This is a genomic window from Enterobacter sp. BWH64 (genome assembly GCF_001037645.1).
GTDB lineage: Bacteria > Pseudomonadota > Gammaproteobacteria > Enterobacterales > Enterobacteriaceae > Enterobacter > Enterobacter hormaechei_C.
On sequence record NZ_KQ089922.1, the window covers coordinates 137,559 to 157,662 of the forward strand.

22 protein-coding genes are annotated in these 20,104 nt (G+C 56.3%); 10 read left to right on the plus strand and 12 right to left on the minus strand.

Translation table 11 applies throughout. The features are described from left to right. The 5 genes from SK50_RS00680 to coaD all read left to right on the plus strand — a co-directional run bounded on the left by SK50_RS00680 (nt 1) and on the right by coaD (nt 4,696). Nucleotides 1–1,101 carry a glycosyltransferase gene (locus SK50_RS00680; RefSeq protein WP_048228974.1) on the plus strand — a complete coding sequence of 367 codons (1,101 nt, stop codon included), beginning with the start codon at nt 1–3 and terminating at the stop codon, nt 1,099–1,101. 11 nt (nt 1,102–1,112) lie between these two features. Then, nucleotides 1,113–2,102 (plus strand): glycosyltransferase, encoded by a 990-nt coding sequence (locus SK50_RS00685; RefSeq protein WP_017693964.1) that lies wholly within the window; start codon nt 1,113–1,115, stop codon nt 2,100–2,102. Between the two features lie 66 nt (nt 2,103–2,168). After that, on the plus strand, nt 2,169–3,443 hold the full coding sequence (waaA, locus tag SK50_RS00690) for a lipid IV(A) 3-deoxy-D-manno-octulosonic acid transferase (protein WP_003860874.1): 1,275 nt from the start codon (nt 2,169–2,171) through the stop codon (nt 3,441–3,443). After that, entirely contained in the window at nt 3,443–4,213 is a 771-nt protein-coding gene (locus SK50_RS00695) for a glycosyltransferase family 2 protein (RefSeq protein WP_017693965.1), read from the plus strand. The genes waaA and SK50_RS00695 overlap by 1 nt, the downstream gene beginning before the upstream one ends. Nucleotides 4,214–4,216: 3 nt before the next feature. Continuing rightward, entirely contained in the window at nt 4,217–4,696 is a 480-nt protein-coding gene (coaD, locus tag SK50_RS00700) for a pantetheine-phosphate adenylyltransferase (protein WP_015570040.1), read from the plus strand. 2 nt (nt 4,697–4,698) lie between these two features. Here coaD and mutM read toward each other — a convergent pair whose 3' ends face one another. From mutM to radC, 4 genes are all read right to left on the minus strand, one after another. Continuing rightward, nucleotides 4,699–5,508: a bifunctional DNA-formamidopyrimidine glycosylase/DNA-(apurinic or apyrimidinic site) lyase gene (gene mutM, locus SK50_RS00705; RefSeq protein ID WP_003860879.1), complete on the minus strand. Its 810-nt coding sequence runs from the start codon at nt 5,506–5,508 to the stop codon at nt 4,699–4,701. A gap of 72 nt (nt 5,509–5,580) precedes the next feature. Beyond that, nucleotides 5,581–5,748, minus strand: coding sequence for a 50S ribosomal protein L33 (gene rpmG / locus SK50_RS00710; protein WP_003024094.1), 168 nt, complete (start codon nt 5,746–5,748; stop codon nt 5,581–5,583). Nucleotides 5,749–5,770: 22 nt separating this feature from the next. Beyond that, nucleotides 5,771–6,007, minus strand: a complete 237-nt coding sequence (gene rpmB / locus SK50_RS00715) for a 50S ribosomal protein L28 (RefSeq protein WP_002436699.1) — start codon at nt 6,005–6,007, stop codon at nt 5,771–5,773. A gap of 217 nt (nt 6,008–6,224) precedes the next feature. Continuing rightward, nucleotides 6,225–6,890 (minus strand): RadC family protein, encoded by a 666-nt coding sequence (radC, locus tag SK50_RS00720; RefSeq protein WP_006812419.1) that lies wholly within the window; start codon nt 6,888–6,890, stop codon nt 6,225–6,227. A 173-nt stretch (nt 6,891–7,063) separates the two neighbouring features. Here radC and coaBC point away from each other — a divergent pair, with 173 nt between their 5' ends. From coaBC to slmA, 3 genes are all read left to right on the plus strand, one after another. Further along, the gene (gene coaBC, locus SK50_RS00725; RefSeq protein ID WP_026094347.1) at nt 7,064–8,275 is read left to right on the plus strand and encodes a bifunctional phosphopantothenoylcysteine decarboxylase/phosphopantothenate--cysteine ligase CoaBC; all 1,212 of its coding nucleotides are present in this window, start codon (nt 7,064–7,066) and stop codon (nt 8,273–8,275) included. Then, nucleotides 8,253–8,711 (plus strand): dUTP diphosphatase, encoded by a 459-nt coding sequence (gene dut / locus SK50_RS00730; protein ID WP_015570042.1) that lies wholly within the window; start codon nt 8,253–8,255, stop codon nt 8,709–8,711. Before coaBC ends, dut begins: the two co-directional genes overlap by 23 nt. 121 nt (nt 8,712–8,832) lie before the next feature. Continuing rightward, the gene (slmA, locus tag SK50_RS00735) at nt 8,833–9,429 is read left to right on the plus strand and encodes a nucleoid occlusion factor SlmA (RefSeq protein ID WP_003860901.1); all 597 of its coding nucleotides are present in this window, start codon (nt 8,833–8,835) and stop codon (nt 9,427–9,429) included. 82 nt (nt 9,430–9,511) lie between these two features. Here the strand turns inward: slmA and pyrE are convergent, their stop codons facing one another. Both pyrE and rph read right to left on the minus strand, forming a co-directional pair. Continuing rightward, complete coding sequence (gene pyrE, locus SK50_RS00740) at nt 9,512–10,153, minus strand: orotate phosphoribosyltransferase (RefSeq protein ID WP_015570043.1); 642 nt, start codon at nt 10,151–10,153, stop codon at nt 9,512–9,514. 66 nt (nt 10,154–10,219) lie between these two features. Beyond that, complete coding sequence (gene rph / locus SK50_RS00745; protein WP_015570044.1) at nt 10,220–10,936, minus strand: ribonuclease PH; 717 nt, start codon at nt 10,934–10,936, stop codon at nt 10,220–10,222. A 125-nt stretch (nt 10,937–11,061) separates the two neighbouring features. Between rph and SK50_RS00750 the strand changes: the two genes are divergently transcribed. After that, a complete protein-coding gene (locus SK50_RS00750; RefSeq protein WP_003860907.1) occupies nt 11,062–11,925 on the plus strand; it encodes a YicC/YloC family endoribonuclease in 864 nt (287 codons plus the stop codon). A gap of 208 nt (nt 11,926–12,133) precedes the next feature. Continuing rightward, nucleotides 12,134–12,751 (plus strand): trimeric intracellular cation channel family protein, encoded by a 618-nt coding sequence (locus SK50_RS00755; protein ID WP_015570045.1) that lies wholly within the window; start codon nt 12,134–12,136, stop codon nt 12,749–12,751. 26 nt (nt 12,752–12,777) lie between these two features. On the opposite strand, the gene etk is transcribed toward SK50_RS00755, so the two are convergent. From etk to SK50_RS00785, 6 genes are read right to left on the minus strand one after another with little or no spacing between them, the layout of a single operon-like run. Further along, nucleotides 12,778–14,955 carry a tyrosine-protein kinase gene (gene etk / locus SK50_RS00760; RefSeq protein ID WP_048228982.1) on the minus strand — a complete coding sequence of 726 codons (2,178 nt, stop codon included), beginning with the start codon at nt 14,953–14,955 and terminating at the stop codon, nt 12,778–12,780. Between the two features lie 22 nt (nt 14,956–14,977). Next, entirely contained in the window at nt 14,978–15,421 is a 444-nt protein-coding gene (locus tag SK50_RS00765; RefSeq protein ID WP_045343871.1) for an arsenate reductase/protein-tyrosine-phosphatase family protein, read from the minus strand. Continuing rightward, nucleotides 15,409–16,542: a polysaccharide export protein gene (locus SK50_RS00770; RefSeq protein WP_032646765.1), complete on the minus strand. Its 1,134-nt coding sequence runs from the start codon at nt 16,540–16,542 to the stop codon at nt 15,409–15,411. Before SK50_RS00770 ends, SK50_RS00765 begins: the two co-directional genes overlap by 13 nt. Before the next feature lie 43 nt (nt 16,543–16,585). Next, nucleotides 16,586–18,679: a YjbH domain-containing protein gene (locus SK50_RS00775; RefSeq protein WP_074172743.1), complete on the minus strand. Its 2,094-nt coding sequence runs from the start codon at nt 18,677–18,679 to the stop codon at nt 16,586–16,588. Then, nucleotides 18,679–19,422 (minus strand): capsule biosynthesis GfcC family protein, encoded by a 744-nt coding sequence (locus SK50_RS00780; RefSeq protein WP_048228984.1) that lies wholly within the window; start codon nt 19,420–19,422, stop codon nt 18,679–18,681. The genes SK50_RS00775 and SK50_RS00780 overlap by 1 nt, the downstream gene beginning before the upstream one ends. Next, complete coding sequence (locus SK50_RS00785; protein ID WP_017383627.1) at nt 19,419–20,063, minus strand: YjbF family lipoprotein; 645 nt, start codon at nt 20,061–20,063, stop codon at nt 19,419–19,421. Before SK50_RS00785 ends, SK50_RS00780 begins: the two co-directional genes overlap by 4 nt. Nucleotides 20,064–20,104: the final 41 nt, after the last annotated feature.

Below are 20,104 nucleotides of genomic sequence, written 5' to 3' on the forward strand. Positions count from 1 at the left end.
ATGCGCATCCTAATGATTATTGATGGTTTACCCGGTGGAGGAGCCGAAAAAACGGTTCTCACCCTCTCCAGCGGACTGACAGAACTGGGGCATCAGGTCACCCTTTTCTCATTACGGAAGGTGTGCGACTACGCCATTCCGGAAGGCATCGATTTTCAGGTTGTGCAGGATACCTGTAAAAAACCCTGGCGGAAGCTGACCGAGATCCCGCGTCGCGCCCGTTTGCTGGATCGCGCCATCGAGCAGGCAGAACGCAGCGGTAAATTTGACGTCGTGTTCTCACATCTGCATAAAACCGACCGTATCGTGGCGCACAGCCGCGTGCTGGATCGGGATAAGGTCTGGTTCTGCGTACACGGGATGTTCTCCTTCTCCTATTTGCGCCATCGCAGCGGGCTTTCTCGCTGGTTTAAGCATTATAAAATTCGTCATACCTATGAAAACCGCAACGTGGTGGCGGTTTCTGGCGCCGTGCTGCACGATCTGTCTGAAGTACTCGCGATCCCCCTGCGGCGCAAAGCGGTTATCCATAACCCCTTTGATATCCCTGAAATTCAGCGTCTGGCGGAAGCGCCCTTTAAGATGCAGGGGCAGGATTACATTATCCATGTTGGCCGTTTTCATGAACACAAACGTCACGACAGGCTGCTGCGGGCGTTCGCGCTGAGCAAGATCGACGCATCGCTGGTGTTGATGGGCAAAGGTTCTGACGCGAAAATAAATCAGCTCAAACAGCTTGCCGCTAAGCTGGGAATTGAAAACAAGATCGTCTTCCGCCCGTTCGAAACCAACCCCTACCCGTGGATCAAAGGGGCACGCCTTTTAGTGTTAAGTTCCGACTGCGAAGGTTTTGGTAATGTACTGGTAGAGTCCATTATCTGTCAGACCCCACCGGTGAGTACAAACTGCCCTGGCGGCCCTGCTGAGATCCTTACTGGCCCCCTGGCGCGTGGTCTGACAGCGTTAACCGACGAATCACTGGCGAAAACACTGGCAGAACTGTATGCCTCTCCGCCGGTTGTTGATCGCGAAACGATCGCATCGTTCGGTATCAACGCCATTTGCCAGCAATACATTGCTTTGGTCGACAACCAAAAATAATCAGGTTTCATATGCAAAATTCAGCGCCTTTATTAAGCGTGGTGGTGGCCGTTTATAACGGTGAAGCTTTTCTCGATCAGTTCTTTACCTGCCTTGTAAATCAACACATCGACAGTATGGAAGTCATCATCGTGAATGACGGTTCCACTGACCGCTCGATGCAGATTGTCGAAAAATGGCGCGAAAAGCTGCCACAGATGCAGGTTATTGAACAACCTAATCAGGGCGTGTCCATCGCGCGTAATACTGGCCTGGCCGTTGCGACCGGGCAGTATCTCTCTTTCCCGGATATTGATGATGTCTTCAAACCCGGCATGTACCAGCGTCTGCTGGATATGGCCGTCACGCAGAACCTGGATGTCGCCACCTGCAATGGCAACTACGTCTGGGAAAATAACAAAAAACCGTCTCGCCCTATCTTCCCTGAAGATAAGCTCGCCTCAACGGGCGTCATGAATGGCGCGGCATGGTTAAAAAAGGCGCTGGATTCACGTAAGTTCCTGCATGTGACCTGGCTGAATATCTATCGTCACGATTTTATTCGTCAGCACGGCTTCCGTTTCGAGCCAAGCCTGCGCCATCAGGATATCCCGTGGACGACTGAGGTGCTGCTTGCCGCGGAACGCGTTCAGTACACCAGCGAACGCTTTTACGACTACTACATTCACTCCGCCTCGGTATCGCACACCCCGGATAATGACGACACGCTGATTCGCTCTGCGCGCCATTATATGAAGATCCTGAAGATGCTTGATGCCATTAACCAGCGCTACCCGGATAAAGTGAAAAATATCCCGGCCTGTTACTGGCAAATCGCTAAAGAGGGTCTGGGAATTATTCATACCTTCGACAACATGAAGGATGAGGCGAAGAAATCAATGATAATCAAAGAGTTCTTCGACACCGGGATCTGGAAGCTCATCTGGAAAAGTGCCAAAAGCCCGCGTTTGCGCTGGCGCCTGGGCCGGCGCTACTTCCGTTTAAAACGGTATCTGGCATAAGAGATAGCTTTAGCACGCTTAAATGCTTAGAATTTCCCGGCCGAAACTAAAAAAACGGATAATCGCTTGGAATTGTTGTATACCGCCCTGCTCTACATCATTCAGCCACTGGTGTGGCTGCGACTGTTGCTTCGTAGCCGTAAAGCGCCTGCGTACCGTAAACGCTGGGCCGAACGTTATGGCTACTGCCGCAATAAAGTGGCGCCGGACGGTATTCTGCTGCATTCCGTGTCAGTCGGGGAAACGCTGGCCGCCATTCCACTGGTGCGTGCCCTGCGCCACCGTTATCCGTCACTGCCCATCACCGTCACCACGATGACGCCAACCGGCTCAGAGCGCGTGATGTCTGCCTTCGGTAAAGACGTGCATCACGTCTACCTGCCGTACGATCTCCCCTGCGCCATGAACCGTTTCCTGAATACCGTGCGCCCTAAACTGGTGATCGTCATGGAAACCGAACTGTGGCCGAATATGATTTCCGCCCTGCATGCCCGTAAAATTCCTTTGGTTATCGCCAACGCGCGTCTGTCGGAACGCTCGGCGAAAGGGTACGGCAAGCTGGGTAAATTTATGCGTCGCCTGCTCAGCAAAATCACGCTGATCGCCGCGCAGAACGAAGAAGATGCCGCGCGCTTTATCGCCCTCGGCCTGAAGCGCAACCAGCTTGCGGTCACGGGTAGCCTGAAGTTCGATATTTCCGTCACCCCTGAACTCGCCGCCCGTGCGGTAACACTGCGTCGTCAGTGGGCGCCGCGTCGCCAGGTCTGGATTGCCACCAGCACCCATGATGGCGAAGAAGCCATTATTCTTCAGGCTCACCGCCAGCTGCTGGAAAAATTCCCTGATTTACTTCTGATTCTGGTTCCTCGCCATCCTGAGCGTTTTAAAGATGCCCGCGAGATGGTGCAAAAAGGCGGTTTCAGCTTCACCCTGCGCAGCAGCGGCGAAATCCCCTCTGGCAGCACGCAGGTGGTGATTGGCGATACGATGGGCGAACTGATGCTGCTGTACGGGATCGCCGATCTTGCATTCGTTGGCGGAAGCCTGGTGGAGCGCGGTGGTCATAACCCGCTGGAGCCAGCAGCCCACGCCATCCCCGTACTGATGGGGCCACACACGTTTAACTTCAAAGATATCTGCGCGAAATTGCAGCAAGCCGATGGCTTAATCACCGTGACCGACGCGGATTCGGTGGTCAAAGAGGTCTCTACCCTTCTGACTGACGAAGATTACCGCCTGTGGTACGGTCGTCACGCCGTTGAAGTCCTGCATCAGAACCAGGGCGCACTGACCCGTCTGCTGCAACTTCTGCAACCTTACCTGCCGCAGCGGAGCCACTAATGTCAACGCGTCTGTCGGTCGTGATGATCGCCAAAAACGCCGCCGACCTGCTTCCGGATTGCCTGGCCTCTGTTGCCTGGGCTGACGAAATCGTCATTCTCGACTCCGGAAGTACGGACAACACGGCGGACGTTGCCCGTGCAGCCGGGGCAAAAGTCTTTACCGACACCGACTGGCAGGGCTACGGTATTCAGCGCCAGCGTGCGCAGGGTTACGCCACGGGCGATTACGTGTTGATGATCGATACCGATGAGCGCGTCACCCCGGAACTCCGACAGGCCATTCAAACGGTGCTTGCCGCGCCACAGCCCGGCGCGGTCTACAGTATCGCGCGTCGTAACTATTTCCTGGGCCGCTTTATGCGCCACAGCGGCTGGTACCCCGACCGCGTGATGCGCCTCTATGCGCGCGAGCGTTATCAGTACAACGACAACCTGGTCCATGAATCTCTGGCCTGCGATGGCGCTCAGGTCATCCCCCTGACGGGCGATCTGCTTCATCTGACCTGCCGCGATTTCGCCAGCTTCCAGCGTAAACAGCTGAACTATGCCACCGCCTGGGCGCAGGAGCGGCATACGCGCGGCAAGAAGGCCACGCTGACCGGCATCTTCACCCACACGCTGGGCGCGTTTCTGAAAACGCTGCTGCTGCGTGGCGGCGTGCTGGACGGCAAACAGGGCTGGTTACTGGCCGTAGTGAATGCCCAGTATACTTTCAACAAATACACCGAGCTGTGGGCGCTGAACCGCGGCTACTCAGAGAAAACGTGAGCCATGAGCACAAAAGCGATTTATCCGGGTACCTTCGATCCGATCACTAACGGTCATCTTGATATCATCACCCGTGCGGCGTGTATGTTCGACAAGGTGATTCTGGCCATTGCCGCCAGCCCGAGCAAAAAGCCGATGTTCGACCTGAACGAACGCGTGCAGCTTGCCACCGATGCGATTTCGCATCTGTCGAATGTTGAGGTCGTCGGATTCAGCGACTTGATGGCAAACTTTGCCCGTGACCGGCAGGCCAATATCCTGATCCGCGGTCTTCGCGCGGTAGCAGACTTCGAATATGAGATGCAGCTGGCACACATGAACCGCCATCTGATGCCGGAGCTGGAGAGCGTATTCCTGATGCCCTCCAAAGAGTGGTCCTTCATCTCTTCCTCACTGGTGAAAGAGGTGGCGCGCCATCACGGGGACGTTACCCACTTCCTGCCGGTTAACGTCCACCAGGCGTTGATGGAAAAGCTAAAGTAACCCTACTTCTGGCACTGACGGCAGTAAAACGTGGCGCGCTGAGCGTGCTTCGTGGCAATAATCGGCGTCCCGCAGGCTCTGCACGGCTCACCCTTACGGCCATAAACCTGCAACTCCTGCGCAAAATAGCCCGGCTTCCCGTCGCTTTGCAGGAAATCCTTCAGCGTCGTCCCGCCCTGCTCAATTGAGCGCAGCAGTACCGCTTTAATTACTCTGACCAGCAGCTCGCACTCCTGCGCCGACAGCGAGGAGGCCAGCCGATCGGGATGGATCCCGGCGGCAAACAACGATTCGCTGGCATAGATATTTCCCACGCCCACCACCAGCTTGTTATCCATCAGCCAGGGTTTAATCGGGGTTTTCTTTTTCGCGCACTTCTCTTTGAGATAATCCGCGTTAAACGCCTCTGACAGCGGCTCAGGTCCGAGATGCGCCAGCACGTTGTGTCCTTCCAGCTCTTTGGTCCACAGCCATGCGCCAAAGCGACGCGGGTCGGTGTAACGCAGTACTTTGCCGTTACTCATCACCAGATCAACGTGGTCGTGCTTTTCCGCAGGCAACTCTTCGGTGAGGATGCGCAGGCTTCCCGACATGCCCAGATGGATAATGATCCAGCCGTCAGGCAGCTCCAGCAGCAGGTATTTCGCGCGGCGCTGCACGCTCAGGACGGGTTTGTCGCTTAACGCGTGGATCTCATCGGACACCGGCCAGCGCAGACGCCCGTTGCGAACGACAGCATGAAGAATAGTCGCGCCAACCAGATGGGGCTCAATGCCGCGGCGGCTGGTCTCTACCTCAGGTAATTCAGGCATGGTTCCTCCGTTGAGATGCAGAATGCAAAAAACCCCGCAGTTGCGGGGTTTTTCAATACAAGGAGACTAAAATTATTTGATTTTAGCTTCTTTGTACAGTACGTGCTGGCGTACAACTGGATCGAATTTTTTCAGTTCCAGTTTTTCCGGCTTAGTACGTTTGTTCTTCGTGGTGGTGTAGAAGTGACCTGTACCAGCAGAAGAAACCAGCTTGATTTTCTCGCGAATACCTTTAGCCATGATTTATTTCCTCTTTAAGTACTTAGTACTTTTCGCCACGGGCACGCAGTTCGGACAGAACTGTATCGATGCCTTTCTTATCGATTACACGCATACCTTTAGCAGATACGCGCAGGGTGACAAAACGCTTCTCGCTCTCAACCCAGAAACGGTGAGAGTGCAGGTTCGGCAGGAAACGGCGTTTAGTCGCGTTCAGTGCGTGGGAACGGTTGTTACCGGTCACCGGACGCTTGCCAGTAACTTGGCAGACTCGGGACATGTCTATTCTCCAAAAATCAAATTAGCTCGAGCTTCGTATGGGGTATCGGCGCCTCGTCAGGCTTTACAGCCCGGTCATCGCATAGTTCTATTGAACTCTCGATTGCCAGGCCCAAATGCCAAACCCGAGATTCTCAAAGGTGGCGTAGTATACGCTGACTCGGCGGTGTGCTCAAGTCCCGAACAGACAAAGATCCCGATGGATCGCGAGAAAAGGCCTAAATCCAGCCACGTTCGGCAAAAGAAATGTACTCTCCGCGGCCAATTATCAGATGGTCCAGCACACGAATGTCCATGAATTGACAGCATTTGATAATACGTTCGGTAATTGCTTTGTCAGCTCTGCTTGGTTCTGCACAGCCAGAGGGGTGATTATGCGCGAGGATCACGCCGGCTGCATTCACTTTTATCGCTTCCCGCACAATTTCACGCGGATGCACCTCAACGTGGCTCAATGTTCCCGAAAAAAGGCGGGTATGTTTCAGTACCCGGTTTTTGTTGTCGAGAAAGATCACCATAAAGATCTCCCGCTCCAGATCGGAGAGCTGGCTTTGCAGAAATTCGCGGGTCATGTCGGGGGTGAGGATCGGGTCTTCTTCCTCCATACGCACGTTGTAAAATCGCCGGGCCAGCTCGGCAATGCCCCGTAACTGGGCATATTTCGCCACGCCAATGCCCTCAACGTGCGTAAACGCCTCCAGCTCAGCAGTCAGCAATCCATACAGTGAACCGAAATGGTCTATCAGTTCTTTTGCCAGCGTAAATACCGTTTTCCCCGGCGTGCCTGTGCGTAAAAAGAGCGCCAGCAGCTCGTCGTCCTTTAACAACGTGACGCCATGACGCAGCATTTTTTCACGCGGTAGCAGCAGTTCAGTCTCTTCCATGCCCGGCCTCCTTCTGTTTGCCATTATGCTGCCACAGGCAAATTCGGGGTTCGACGCTGGCATTTCGTTCTTGCGTAACGCCTCGCAAAGTGAATTAAGGACATCATCACCCCGTTTTAGGGATTGTGATAAAATGCCCGCTCTCTGGTGAAACCCAACAGGAAAGAATCATGATGAGCCTGGCCGGTAAAAAAATCGTTCTTGGCGTCAGCGGCGGTATTGCTGCCTATAAAACGCCAGACCTGGTGCGCCGTTTGCGCGAGCGCGGGGCCGACGTACGGGTCGCGATCACCGAAGGCGGCAAAGCCTTTATCACCCCGCTGAGCCTGCAAGCCGTCTCGGGATACCCGGTATCCGACAGCCTGCTCGACCCGGCAGCCGAAGCCGCAATGGGCCACATTGAGCTGGGGAAATGGGCCGATCTGGTTATCCTTGCCCCCGCCACGGCAGATTTAATTGCCCGCGTGGCAGCCGGTATGGCGAACGATCTGGTAACGACCATTTGCCTCGCCACGCCTGCGCCCGTCGCGGTTGTGCCCGCAATGAACCAGCAGATGTACCGCAACGCCGCTACCCAGCATAATCTGGACACGCTGGCCTCGCGCGGCCTGCTGATTTGGGGACCGGACAGTGGCAGCCAGGCCTGCGGCGACGTTGGGCCAGGGCGTATGCTCGACCCATTGACGATTGTTGATATGGCCGCCGCCCATTTCTCGCCTGTCAACGATCTGCAACATCTCAACATCATGATTACCGCGGGCCCCACGCGCGAGCCGCTGGATCCGGTGCGTTACATCACCAACCACAGCTCAGGCAAAATGGGCTTTGCGATTGCTGCCGCGGCAGCCAAACGCGGCGCGAACGTCACGCTGGTGAGCGGCCCGGTGTCGCTTACCACCCCTGCGTTTGTGCAGCGTATTGATGTAACGACCGCGCTGGAAATGGAAGCCGCCGTACAGGCACATGCTCAACAGCAGCATATTTTTATCGGCTGTGCGGCCGTCGCTGATTACCGCGCCGAAACCATTGCCGACGCCAAAATTAAAAAGCAAGGTGATGAATTAACAATAAAAATGGTGAAGAACCCGGATATCGTTGCCGGTGTCGCCGCATTGAAAACTCATCGACCTTACGTTGTTGGGTTTGCCGCAGAAACGAATAATGTGGAAGAATATGCCCGGCAAAAACGTACCCGCAAAAACCTCGATTTGATTTGCGCGAACGACGTATCGCTGTCCACGCAAGGATTTAACAGCGACAGCAACGCATTGCACCTTTTCTGGCAGGAGGGAGATAAAGTCTTACCGCTTGAGCGCAAAGAACTCCTGGGCCAACACTTACTGGACGAGATCGTTACCCGTTATGATGAAAAAAATCGACGTTAAGATTCTGGACCCGCGCGTTGGCGAGCAATTTCCGCTGCCAACGTATGCCACCTCCGGCTCTGCCGGTCTTGACCTGCGCGCCTGTCTTGATGACGCCGTAGAACTGGCGCCGGGTGCAACGACCCTGATCCCGACCGGGCTGGCGATTCACATTGCTGACCCGTCACTGGCAGCGGTGATCCTGCCGCGCTCTGGCCTGGGCCACAAGCATGGCGTCGTGCTGGGTAATCTGGTCGGCCTGATCGATTCTGACTATCAGGGTCAGCTGATGGTATCCGTCTGGAACCGTGGCCAGGACAGCTTCACCATTGAGCCGGGCGAGCGTATCGCGCAGATGGTGTTTGTACCGGTGGTGCAGGCAGAATTTAACCTGGTGGCAGACTTCGACGCTACCGACCGTGGCGAAGGCGGCTTCGGCCATTCCGGGCGCAAATAACCGCCCGACAAACACGCATCTCACAGCGCCATAATGCAATAACAAACCGCAAACGTCAGTTTGCGGGTCGCTGTGTGGTTGCCAGCCTGACAAGTGCTTATTTTCAGGGGTATTTTGTAACATGGCAGAAAAACAAACCGCGAAAAGGAATCGTCGCGAAGAAATACTTCAATCTCTGGCTCTGATGCTTGAATCCAGCGACGGCAGTCAACGCATCACCACCGCAAAACTGGCGGCCTCTGTGGGCGTGTCAGAGGCGGCGCTGTATCGTCATTTCCCGAGCAAAACCCGGATGTTTGACAGCCTGATCGAGTTTATCGAAGACAGCCTGATCACGCGCATCAACCTGATTCTGAAGGATGAAAAAGACACCAGCACGCGTCTGCGTCTGATTGTGCTGCTGATTCTGGGCTTTGGTGAACGTAACCCGGGTCTGACCCGTATTCTGACCGGCCACGCGCTGATGTTTGAACAGGATCGTCTGCAAGGCCGTATAAACCAGCTTTTTGAGCGTATCGAAGCCCAGCTGCGTCAGGTTCTGCGCGAGAAGAAAATGCGGGAAGGCGAGGGATATAATACGGATGAGACCCTGCTGGCAAGCCAGATCCTGGCTTTTTGCGAAGGGATGCTCTCCCGGTTTGTGCGCAGCGAGTTTAAATATCGACCAACGGACGATTTTGACGCCCGCTGGCCGTTAGTGGCTGCTCAGTTACAGTAACGCCATCGCCGGATGGCGGCTTTGCCTTATCCGGCCTACGAACGGGTAGGCCCGGTAAGCGTAGCGCCACCGGGCAATTGAATTATACGCCAAACTCTTCGCGGTATTGACGCACCGCCGCCAGATGATCAGCCATCTCAGGCTTCTCTTCCAGATACGCAATCAGGTCTTTCAGCGTGATAATCGACGTGACCTTGCAGCCATAATCGCGCTCCACTTCCTGAATAGCAGAGATGTCGCCGCGCCCGCGCTCCTGACGATCGAGCGAAATCAGCACACCCGCAAGCGTTGCGCCGTTAGCCTGGATAATCTCCATCGATTCACGGATCGCGGTACCTGCGGTGATCACGTCATCCACCAGCATCACGCGCCCCTGCAACGCACTGCCTACCAGATTGCCGCCTTCACCGTGGGTTTTGGCCTCTTTACGGTTAAAGCAGTACGGTACGTCGCGGTCATGGTGCTCCGCCAGCGCTACCGCCGTGGTGGTTGCAATTGGAATGCCTTTGTACGCGGGGCCAAACAGCAGGTCAAAATCAATCCCGGAATCCACCAGCGCTTCGGCATAGAAGCGGCCTAACAGTGCCAGGTCGCGCCCGGTATTAAACAGCCCGGCGTTGAAGAAATACGGGCTTTTACGCCCGGATTTCAGCGTGAACTCGCCAAACTTAAGTACCTGCTTGTTAAGCGCAAACTCAATAAACTGGCGCTGATACGATTTCATGGATTTGCTCCTTTGTCTTTTCAGTCTTACAGGCAAAAAAAAGGCGACTCATTGGTCGCCTTAAAATCAATTTTCTAACGCCGCTTTCTGCGTCGCTACAATAGATTCGATTCCCCCTCGGGCCAACGCCAGCAAGGTGAGCAGTTCTTCGTGAGTGAATGGCTCGCCTTCTGCCGTACCCTGCACTTCAATGATGCGACCATCTTCGGTCATCACCACGTTCATGTCGGTTTCTGCGGCAGAATCTTCAACGTATTCCAGATCGCAAAGCGCCTCGCCGTTAACGATACCAACGGAGACAGCAGCAACCATCCCTTTCATTGGGTTGGTTTTCAGCTTACCGGCGGCAACCAGCTTGTTCAGGGCATCTGCCAGCGCCACACAGGCACCGGTAATAGAGGCCGTACGCGTGCCACCATCGGCCTGGATCACGTCGCAGTCCAGCGTGATGGTGAACTCACCCAGCGTTTTCAGGTCAACCGCGGCGCGGAGCGCACGCGCGATCAGGCGCTGGATCTCCATAGTACGGCCGCCCTGCTTACCTTTTGCCGCTTCACGGGCATTACGGGTATGGGTTGCGCGCGGCAACATACCGTATTCGGCGGTGATCCACCCCTGGCCCTGACCTTTCAGGAAGCGAGGCACGCCCTCTTCAATGGACGCGGTGCAAAGCACCTTGGTGTCACCAAACTCAACCAGCACGGAGCCTTCAGCGTGTTTTGTATAGTTACGGGTCAGGGTGACGGGACGCACCTGGTTGGCGCTACGACCTGCTGGACGCATGATGGATTCTCCGGCTTGAAACGAATGTGGCTGCGCATTATACGGATAAAGGACGCTTATTCCTATCCTGAGAAGCCCCTGAAAGCTATAATCCCCCCATCTCTCCTTTAAAAACGGGAATGTCTATGATCCGCAGTATGACCGCCTACGCCCGGCGTGAAATCAAGGGTAGCTGGGGTAGCGCTACCTGGGAAATGCGCTCGGTAAACCAGCGCTATCTGGAAACGTATTTCCGTATGCCGGAACAGTTCCGCAGCCTGGAGCCTGTGGTGCGTGAGCGTATCCGTACGCGTCTGACCCGCGGGAAAGTGGAATGTAACCTGCGTTTTGAGCCCGACGCCAGCGCGCAGGGTGAACTGATCCTGAACGAAAAGCTGGCAAAACAGCTGGTTAATGCGGCGAACTGGGTCAAAATGCAAAGCGATGAAGGCGAGATCAACCCGGTTGATATTCTGCGCTGGCCTGGCGTGATGGCCGCCGGAGAGCAGGATCTGGACGCGATTACCGCTGAGATCCTGGCTGCACTCGACGGCACGCTGGATGACTTTATCGTTGCCCGTGAAACCGAAGGCCAGGCGCTGAAAGCGATGATTGAGCAACGCCTTGAAGGCGTGAGCGCCGAAGTCGCTAAAGTGCGCGCTCATATGCCAGAAGTGCTGCAATGGCAGCGTGAGCGTCTTGTCGCCAAACTGGAAGAGGCGGAAGTTCAGCTGGAAAACAACCGTCTGGAACAAGAGCTGGTGCTGATGGCGCAGCGTGTGGACGTGGCTGAAGAGCTGGATCGTCTGGAAGCGCACGTTAAAGAGACCTACAACATTCTGAAGAAGAAAGAAGCGGTAGGCCGCCGTCTCGACTTTATGATGCAGGAGTTCAACCGCGAGTCGAACACGCTGGCGTCTAAGTCTATCAATGCAGAGGTAACCAATTCAGCGATTGAGCTGAAGGTCCTGATTGAGCAGATGCGCGAGCAGATCCAGAATATCGAGTAATTCCTTTCAGGGTGGTGTTGCCTCGCACACCACCCATTACTTTTTCTAATCCTTATTTAGCCTTACTTTCTTTTCCTCCCGCCTTATCACAAGCCCGCCAGGCATGCGTTGATAAATTTCTGTAGGGCAAACCCCCTCGCCTTAGAAAATCTCAGTCGTGATCTTCCGCACAAATCGCTAATCTCCTCCTCTTCATTCCGGAGGGTTTATGCTGCTTCACATTCTCTATCTTATTGGCATTACCGCAGAAGCCATGACCGGCGCGCTCGCTGCCGGACGTCGCCGTATGGACACCTTCGGCGTGATTATTATTGCCACGGCCACCGCGCTCGGCGGCGGGTCCGTGCGCGATATCCTGCTTGGCCATTATCCGCTCGGCTGGGTAAAAAACCCTGAGTACGTCATTATCGTGGCAACGGCAGCCGTGCTAACCACGATTGTGGCCCCGGTGATGCCTCATCTGCGCCGCGTGTTCCTGGTGCTGGATGCGCTTGGGCTGATTGTTTTTTCCATCATTGGCGCACAAATCGCTCTCGATATGGGTGAAGGCCCGGTTATCGCCACCATTGCTGCCGTGATCACGGGCGTGTTTGGCGGGGTGCTGCGGGATATGTTCTGCAAACGTATCCCGCTGGTTTTCCAGAAGGAACTGTATGCCGGCATCTCCTTTGCCGCGGCAGTGCTTTATGTCGCCTTGCAGCACTATGTCACCAGCCACGATGTGGTGGTTATCTCCACCCTGCTGTTTGGCTTCACCGCGCGTATGCTGGCATTGCGCCTTAAGCTGGGCCTGCCCGTTTTTCATTACAAACACAATGCGCATTAATGTCAGAACGGGCAGGCGCCGGATAATCAATTACTCGAATAGTTGTAACCGTAGTGATGATAGCCGTAGCCGTAAGCGTTGCTTGCCCGCTTAACGACGCCGTTGAGAATCACCCCTTTGGTATTGACGCCACTCTGCTCCAGACGCTGTACACAGACCAGCATCTCCTTCACGCTGTTCATCCCGAAGCGGGCGACCAGCAGCGTGTTGCCTGCGCGACGACCGACAACAGCCGCGTCGGTGACCGCCAGGATCGGTGGCGTATCGATAATCACCAGATCGTAGCGTTCATTCGCCCAGTCCAGCAGCTGCTGGAAACGCGTATGCATCAGAAGCTCCGCCGGATTAGGGGGGATCTGCCCGCGCACGATGGTATCGAACCCGCCTTTATCGAAGGTCTGAACGCCCTGGGTATACTCCGCCTTACCGGACAACATCTCCGATAAGCCGCAGGTATTGTCGAGCTTAAACAGATCATGGGCATACCCGCGACGCATATCCGCATCAATATAGAGCACTTTCTGGCCCGCCTGCGCCACGACGGCCGCCAGGGTACTGCTGACAAAGGTTTTACCGCTGTCAGGCGTGGCGCCAGAGATCATCAGTATATTGTTCGCTGACTCCATCATCGCAAAATGCAGACTGGTGCGCAGGCCGCGAATCGCCTCCACGGAGAGATCGACCGGGTTATCCGCCGCCAGGAAGGGGATATGTTTGGTCTTATGGCGCAGCCCTGAGGACATAAAGTCTTTTTTGCGCAAACGCATCTTTTTAGCCAGCCATTCCGACAGCGGTACGGTGGCATAGACGTTAATCCCATGCTCCTCCAGCTGCTCCGGCGTTTCAATGCCCATACGCAGCATACTGCGCGCCAGGATCCAGCCCACAGAGACGAACAGACCCAGGAGAACCCCCAGAACGACGACCAGCGCTTTTTTCGGCTTGACTGGCTGCGGCCGGGTCACGGCCGGATCGATAATGCGGACGTTACCAATTGCGCTCGACCGGGCGATGCTCAGCTCCTGTTCGCGGTTAAGCAGCTGCTGGTAGATAACGCGTCCCGACTCCACATCACGGCTCAGGCGCAACACCTCCTGCTGGGTCGACGGCATGGACGATACCCGTTTATTCAGGCGGTTTTTTTCCTGCTCCAGCGTCTGGCGTTTCTCAATCAGCGCCCGGTAGGTGGGGTGATCTTTTTTGTAGAGCTGCGAAATTTCCGCTTCCCGGAAGGTCAGTTCATTGAGCTGATTGTCCGCATTTACAATCTGCTCCAGCACCGCTTTTGCCTCCAGGTTCAGGTCAACGGAGTCATTTTGCTGGCGATAGCGGTTGAGCTTCTCCTCGGCCTGGTCCAGCTCGCTGCGCACCTGCGGAAGCTGCTGCTTCAAAAATTGCAGGCTTTTCGCATCCTGCGCCGCCTGGCGAGCCACGTTCTGTTGTAAATAGTTATCGGCGATGCAGTTAAGCACGCGCGCCATCTCATCGGGATCTTCCCCCGTGATGGTCAGGCCAAGCATCCCGCTGTCCTTGCTGCGCTCGCTCACGGAAAAACGCAGCTGTAGCGCGTCAATGGCCTCCAGCTCGCTCAGCTGTGTAATCGTAAATTGCGTACCCGGCTTCGCCTGGATAGCGGCAATGGTAATGGCGATATTCGCCGCGCTCAGCGGCTGTCCCACGACGCCCTGTAACGTCACGTTATCGCCTTCCAGCTGATAGTGGCCCTTCTCGCCGACGGTCAGCGTCAGCTTTTGCGCCCGGCCCGCGACAGGGGGAAGATTGAGCATACTGACATCGACGATGCCAGGCTGTTGCCCGGTGAGTCGCGCCCAGCCGCGTCCGACAAGGGGAAAATAGTTTTCACTCACCTGCGTGCGCAGGTTCAGGTCATCAATCGTTTTACCGAGGATCATGCGCGACTGGAGAAGCTGAAGCTCCGGCGCCGACTCTGGCGAGGAGTCAGGGATGAACTCGCTAAGGTTACTGAGTAGCGCGTTGCCCTGCTTCTGCTCCACCTGTATCAGCGCATCGGCCTGATAAACCGGTGTGGCAAAGAGCGCATAAAGCAGTGCCGCCAGCGTGAACAGCGCGGTAAGGATGAGAATAAATTTTCGGTGGTCGAGCAGCTCACCCAACAGGCGCACCAGATCGATCTCGTTATTCGCGGCAGACGCATCATGGGCGTGAAGGTTATTTGTTGACATAAAACGTAACTATCCCGTGTGATTAACTGAGCCGTTTCGCCCATTCCAGACTGGCCTGCTCCAGCAGCCCATAAACATATTCAAATGCGTCCCGGTTTTTACGGTAGGGGTCCGGGATCTCTTTTCTGCCCGTCCAGTGACCAAAGAGCATCATTTTGCCCCGCGCCTCCGGTGCGATAGCCGTGACCTGCTCGATATGTTCCAGCTCCATCGCCAGAATCAGATCGTAGTCGCGCACCATGGCGGGGGTGAGCCTGCGCGCCACGTGGCCCTCAAGCAGGGTGCCGCGTTCGGCGGCGATCTCTGTCGCCTGTGAATCGGCGGTGCGCCCTTCCAGGCCATACGTTCCCGCTGAATCGACCCGGGCGGCGGGAAGCAGCCGGCGCAGCAGCCGTTCCCCAATGGGAGAGCGGCAGATATTGCCGGTACAGATCACCAGGATGGCGTTAAACGTTAGTTTGGCCATGTTCTGATATATCTCCCTGTTTCAGTCAGGTCATGTACGCCGGTAATGGTCGGCACAAGCTGAGAGATCACGCGGTTCCAGCGCACCAGCGGCGCGGTGGTGACATAGACGATGTCGTAAGGCTCAAGCTGAAATTCGGTACTCAACACCATCGCGGTGGCATCCCGGGCGTTAAGCTGGTAGACGTTGGCGATTTTGCCGTTCTGCTTGCCCTGCAACGGACGAATCACAAAGATCCCTGTGGCGTCGGCCATATCCTGATTTACGCCCTGCGCATTACCCAGCGCTTCCGCCAGCGTCATGCCGCTACGGTCCATCTTCAGGGTGCTCTGTTTACCCACCTCGCCCATGACAAACACTTTCAGGTCGTCATTACGGGGAATGAAGAGAATATCGCCCGGATAGAGGAGTTTGTTCTGGGTGAGATCGCCGCGCTGCATCAGCGCGTAGAGAGAAATGTGCGTGTCCTGGCCGTTATGGGTCAGCACCACGTGGCGCCAGTCCGCCTCCGACGTCAGGCCGCCTGCCGCATTGATCGCATCCATTATGGTCAGCGGAATGTTGGTGATGGGCTGCTGGCCAGACTTAGCCACTTCGCCCGTCACGTAGGCTTTTTGCGAGCGGAACGCCGCGACGCTGACATCCACCTGCGGGCTCTCAATCACCGAGTCCAGCCGGGCGGCGATCTCATCGCGCACCTGGGCCAGCGTTTTGCCGACGACGCGGATTTTGCCGATATAGGGGTAGAAGATCGTGCCATCGGCATTCACCCAGTTGCCCGTATCGCTGGCGCTACGGTACTGACCTGCGGGGGTGGTCAGCTCCGGGTGGTCCCAGACGGTAACCATCAGTACGTCGCCGACGCCGATGCGATATTGGTAGTTCTGAAGCTGGCGATCCAGTTCAGGATTCGCGCGGGAGTCGACTTTGCCAGGCAGCAACTGCTCCACCAGCCCCGGCGTGAGCGGATAGACGTTGACCATCTTATTCAGATCGTAATTGCTGTCAGGCAGATCGATAATATCTTTGCCCTGGGTGCTAAGTCCCTGGCCCGGTACGATAGTACAACCGCTTAACGCCATCATAGCCAACGCAAGCACGGAAAATTTAACGTTTTTCATTCAGGAAAATCATCTGGTTAAGTAATGCCTGTTTCATCCGGTACTACTGCCCTACCGGGGTTTCGCGTTCTGACGTCATGTCATAGAGCTGATATTTACGGCCTAACGTCTGGCCGCCATCACGCGTGAGAGGCGTCCACGAGACCACCGCCCGGTTGCGATTTGGGCCGATCGTCATCAGATCAAGCGGGATCGAGATGTAGAAGCCTTTGCTAAAGCCACCTTCGCCATAATCCTCTTTCGAGACGTTGGTCAGCGCCGCCCAGACGCCTACCGTCACGCCGCTGTCGAATCGCTTCGCGACGTCGAGGGTGGCGCCTTTATCCTTCGCCAGGTACTGCCCGACGCTCAGCTTCATCAGCACGCTGTTGAGCTTCGCCGGGTTCCAGTAGGCGGTGATAAATCCGGTTGGCGCGCTGTAGTCGGTGAAGCGCATCATGTCGTCCCAGTCGCGCTGCTTGACGTAGTTCGCATCCACGCCCAGCGCCCAGTCGCTATCAAGCGGGCGCCAGAGCGCCTCTGCTCCCACGCCGCCGTACATGGTTTCGAGGTAGCCGCCATAAATCTGGGCATAGAAGCCGTGCCCCAGCGCATCGACATAGTTGGCCTGTAAGTTGTTGATGTAGACGTCATTGCTGACATAATCGCGAATATGGGTTCTGACGCGCGGCAGGCTGGAGTCAGCGGGAAGCAGCGAGGATTTGAACTTGTCGTAGTTGTTATAGAGGTTGGCGAACACGCCGCCGTCGAGCAGCAGACGATCGGTCAGCCAGTAGCTGGCGCTGGCCATCACCCCCACCTGGAACATATAGAAATCTTCCGGACCGCCCAGCGACTGCGCCAGCGTCGGTTTGACGCTGTAGCTGAAGCGATCGGCGCGAATACGGTAGCCGCGCCCGAACGCTGTGGTATCCACAGGCTCGACGCGCTGCTGCCTGAGCGCCTCCTCCTGGCCGAGCGGCTGTCCCGCCAGCTGTTTGCGCAGGCTGGTGACATCGGTTTGCGTCGTGACCAGCGGCAGATGGTCACGCCGCTGGGTGATAGCGATCGTGTCGACCCCGTCGGGCAGGTTATTGATCAGAATACGGTTGGCGCGATCCACCGCTTCGCGCGGATCGCGATAGCGATACTGTTCGCCGGTCATGTATAAGGTATTGCCGTGCTGAAGGATCTCCGGCGCATCGAAGCCTGCGTTGTACTTAAGCGCGGTGAGCTGGTTTGCCGCCGAGGTATAGTCCAGCGTCTCGCCTGCCGGTGCCGGTTGCCAGGCCGGTTTCGGGTTATCACGCAGCGCGGGGCGCAGATCGTTAAAGTTGGTCCGCAGGGTGAAGCCAAACATCAGCGTATTGCCGCGCTCGTAGCTGAGGTTGAGATCGGCCCAGTCGGCAACGCGATAGACTGCCCCCACGTTGATATGGCTCGACTGCTTAATGGAGCCGGCAAAATCATCGGCATAATTGTTGCCGTCATACTCGAGCTTCAGGCGCAGGGGCTGCCAGGGCGTCTGATACTGGAGGCCGCCAAACAGCGACGCCGGACCACGAAACATATCGCTAAAGCTGATATCCCCGGCATCATGTGATTCGCCGCGGGTGCAATACTTATTGTTGTCGTGGCACAGCGGGTTACCCACGTTGTCGCTATTACCGGGATATCCCCAGGCTATTCCAAAGGTAAAATCGACCGGTCCGGCCATTTTACTGGCAACCAGATATTCACCGTCGAACAGGCCGGTGCCCGCAATATCGCGCTTGCCGAGCGCCACCTGCGGCAGGCTATAGTCCTCTTCCCACAGACGAACCTTAAAATCGAACGACTTATCCTTGTAGCTTTGATCGCCGCTGAAATCCTCGTCGCTGCTGTATTTGCGGGTGCGGACGTCGGTATAACGAATCGTCCCTTCCAGCCACGGAAAGAGCACGACCGAAGAGGAGTAAAAACGATACTGGTTGTTATCGCGGTAGTTGACGCTGAATTCCCCTTCCCGGCCAAAGCGCGCGTCGGGCATTTGCATCAGGCCGGTGCCGCCAAAGTCGGACTGTGAAGGTCCGGTCGGATCGGGCCAGGTACGCAGCTCCGCGTGGCAGGCAGAAGAGATCGCCAGAGCAAGGCCGCTCAGTAAAAAAAGTTTGTTCATCAGTCAGGTATCCGCCGCGTCAGGAGCGCAACGATTTGCTCATTCAGACCGGTAAAATCGTCCGGCACCGCCCGGGGATCAAACCCCACCCACAGAACAGCGCCCGGCTCTGCTTCAATATGGCGTGCGTTCCAGTACGCCACCGGCGCAACAGCAACAACCCTACTGCCGTCAGGATCGATAACGGTCACGTTATTCCTGTCGGCGCCAGCCAGCCGCAGCTGCCCCTGTAAGTAATCCCTGATGCTTGCGCCCGGTCGCCAGGCCAGTTTCCCCGGTGTGGCGACCGCCCCCATCAGCGTGACGGTGCGGGGCGCAGGCGAGAGCCACAGATCGTAACGGCCCTCAAGGGAACGATCGCCGCGGGCGTCGGTACGCACGGCGTCTGGATCGAGGCTGACAAACTGCCGCCCGACGATCCGCAGGGAGCGGATCTGTGTACCGACAGTGCGAATGGTCGCGATCCGCTCGTCATCGGCGCGATTCTGCCAGGCTGAAAGCGACGCCAGCACCTGCTGTTGCGTCTGTTGCGCTCGCCGCGTGGCGGAAGGGGTTGCGATGACAGCGCCCTGCCACCAGACGTTGTTCAGCTGCGGCTGGGTGACCAGCCGGGAGAGCGTATCGGCCTGTCCAGCAGACCACGTTTTGCCCGGCTGATGCACGGTAACGACGCTTGCACATAAGGCGGGCAGGCTGAAGAGAGATAGCCCTACGCCAGGTAACCATTTTCGGAGTCTGTTCATGGGGCGGGCTTCAACATCGTCATGGCGACAGGGAATACGCCCGCGCCGAGCATCTGTTCGCTCTGGCGTACCTGGCCGGTGGCGGAATCAATCCAGAAGGTGTTATGCCAGCGACGATCGAGGCCGTCGGCCTGCACCGTCTCCTGCCAGACCTGACAACGTAGCGTGTTTCCGGCAAGGGTCAGGTTTTCCGTCCCGCTCAGGGAGAAGCGCGAGGTCAGGTGTGCGGAGCGATACCGCCCCTCTTCCTGCCAGCGCACATCGCGCGACCACTGGCTGCCGTCGCGGAGCTGCGGCGTGTGGCGCAGCGGATCGTGCTCAAGGTTGGTTACCTCAAGCAGGTTATAAGGGAGCTTGAGCGTGTGGATAAGGCGACCGTTATGCGTGACGATCATCGCATTATCCTGCGATAACCACTTACTGTTTCCCTGTTCGATGTATCCGAGAACCACCAGGATCCTCGGGCCATTATCCAGACGCAGGTACATGGTTGAGTATGGGAGCACCTGAATCTGCCCGTCCGTTACCGTCACATCCTGGCGCCCGTCCAGGCTGGCGTTAAAGGTCTCAATAATGCTCTGCTGGCTCGGCGTACATCCCTGGATCAGCAGAGTCATGATGAGCAGAATAAACAGTCTCACCAGAAATCCTTGATTAAATAACATTGAAATCAATTAAATAC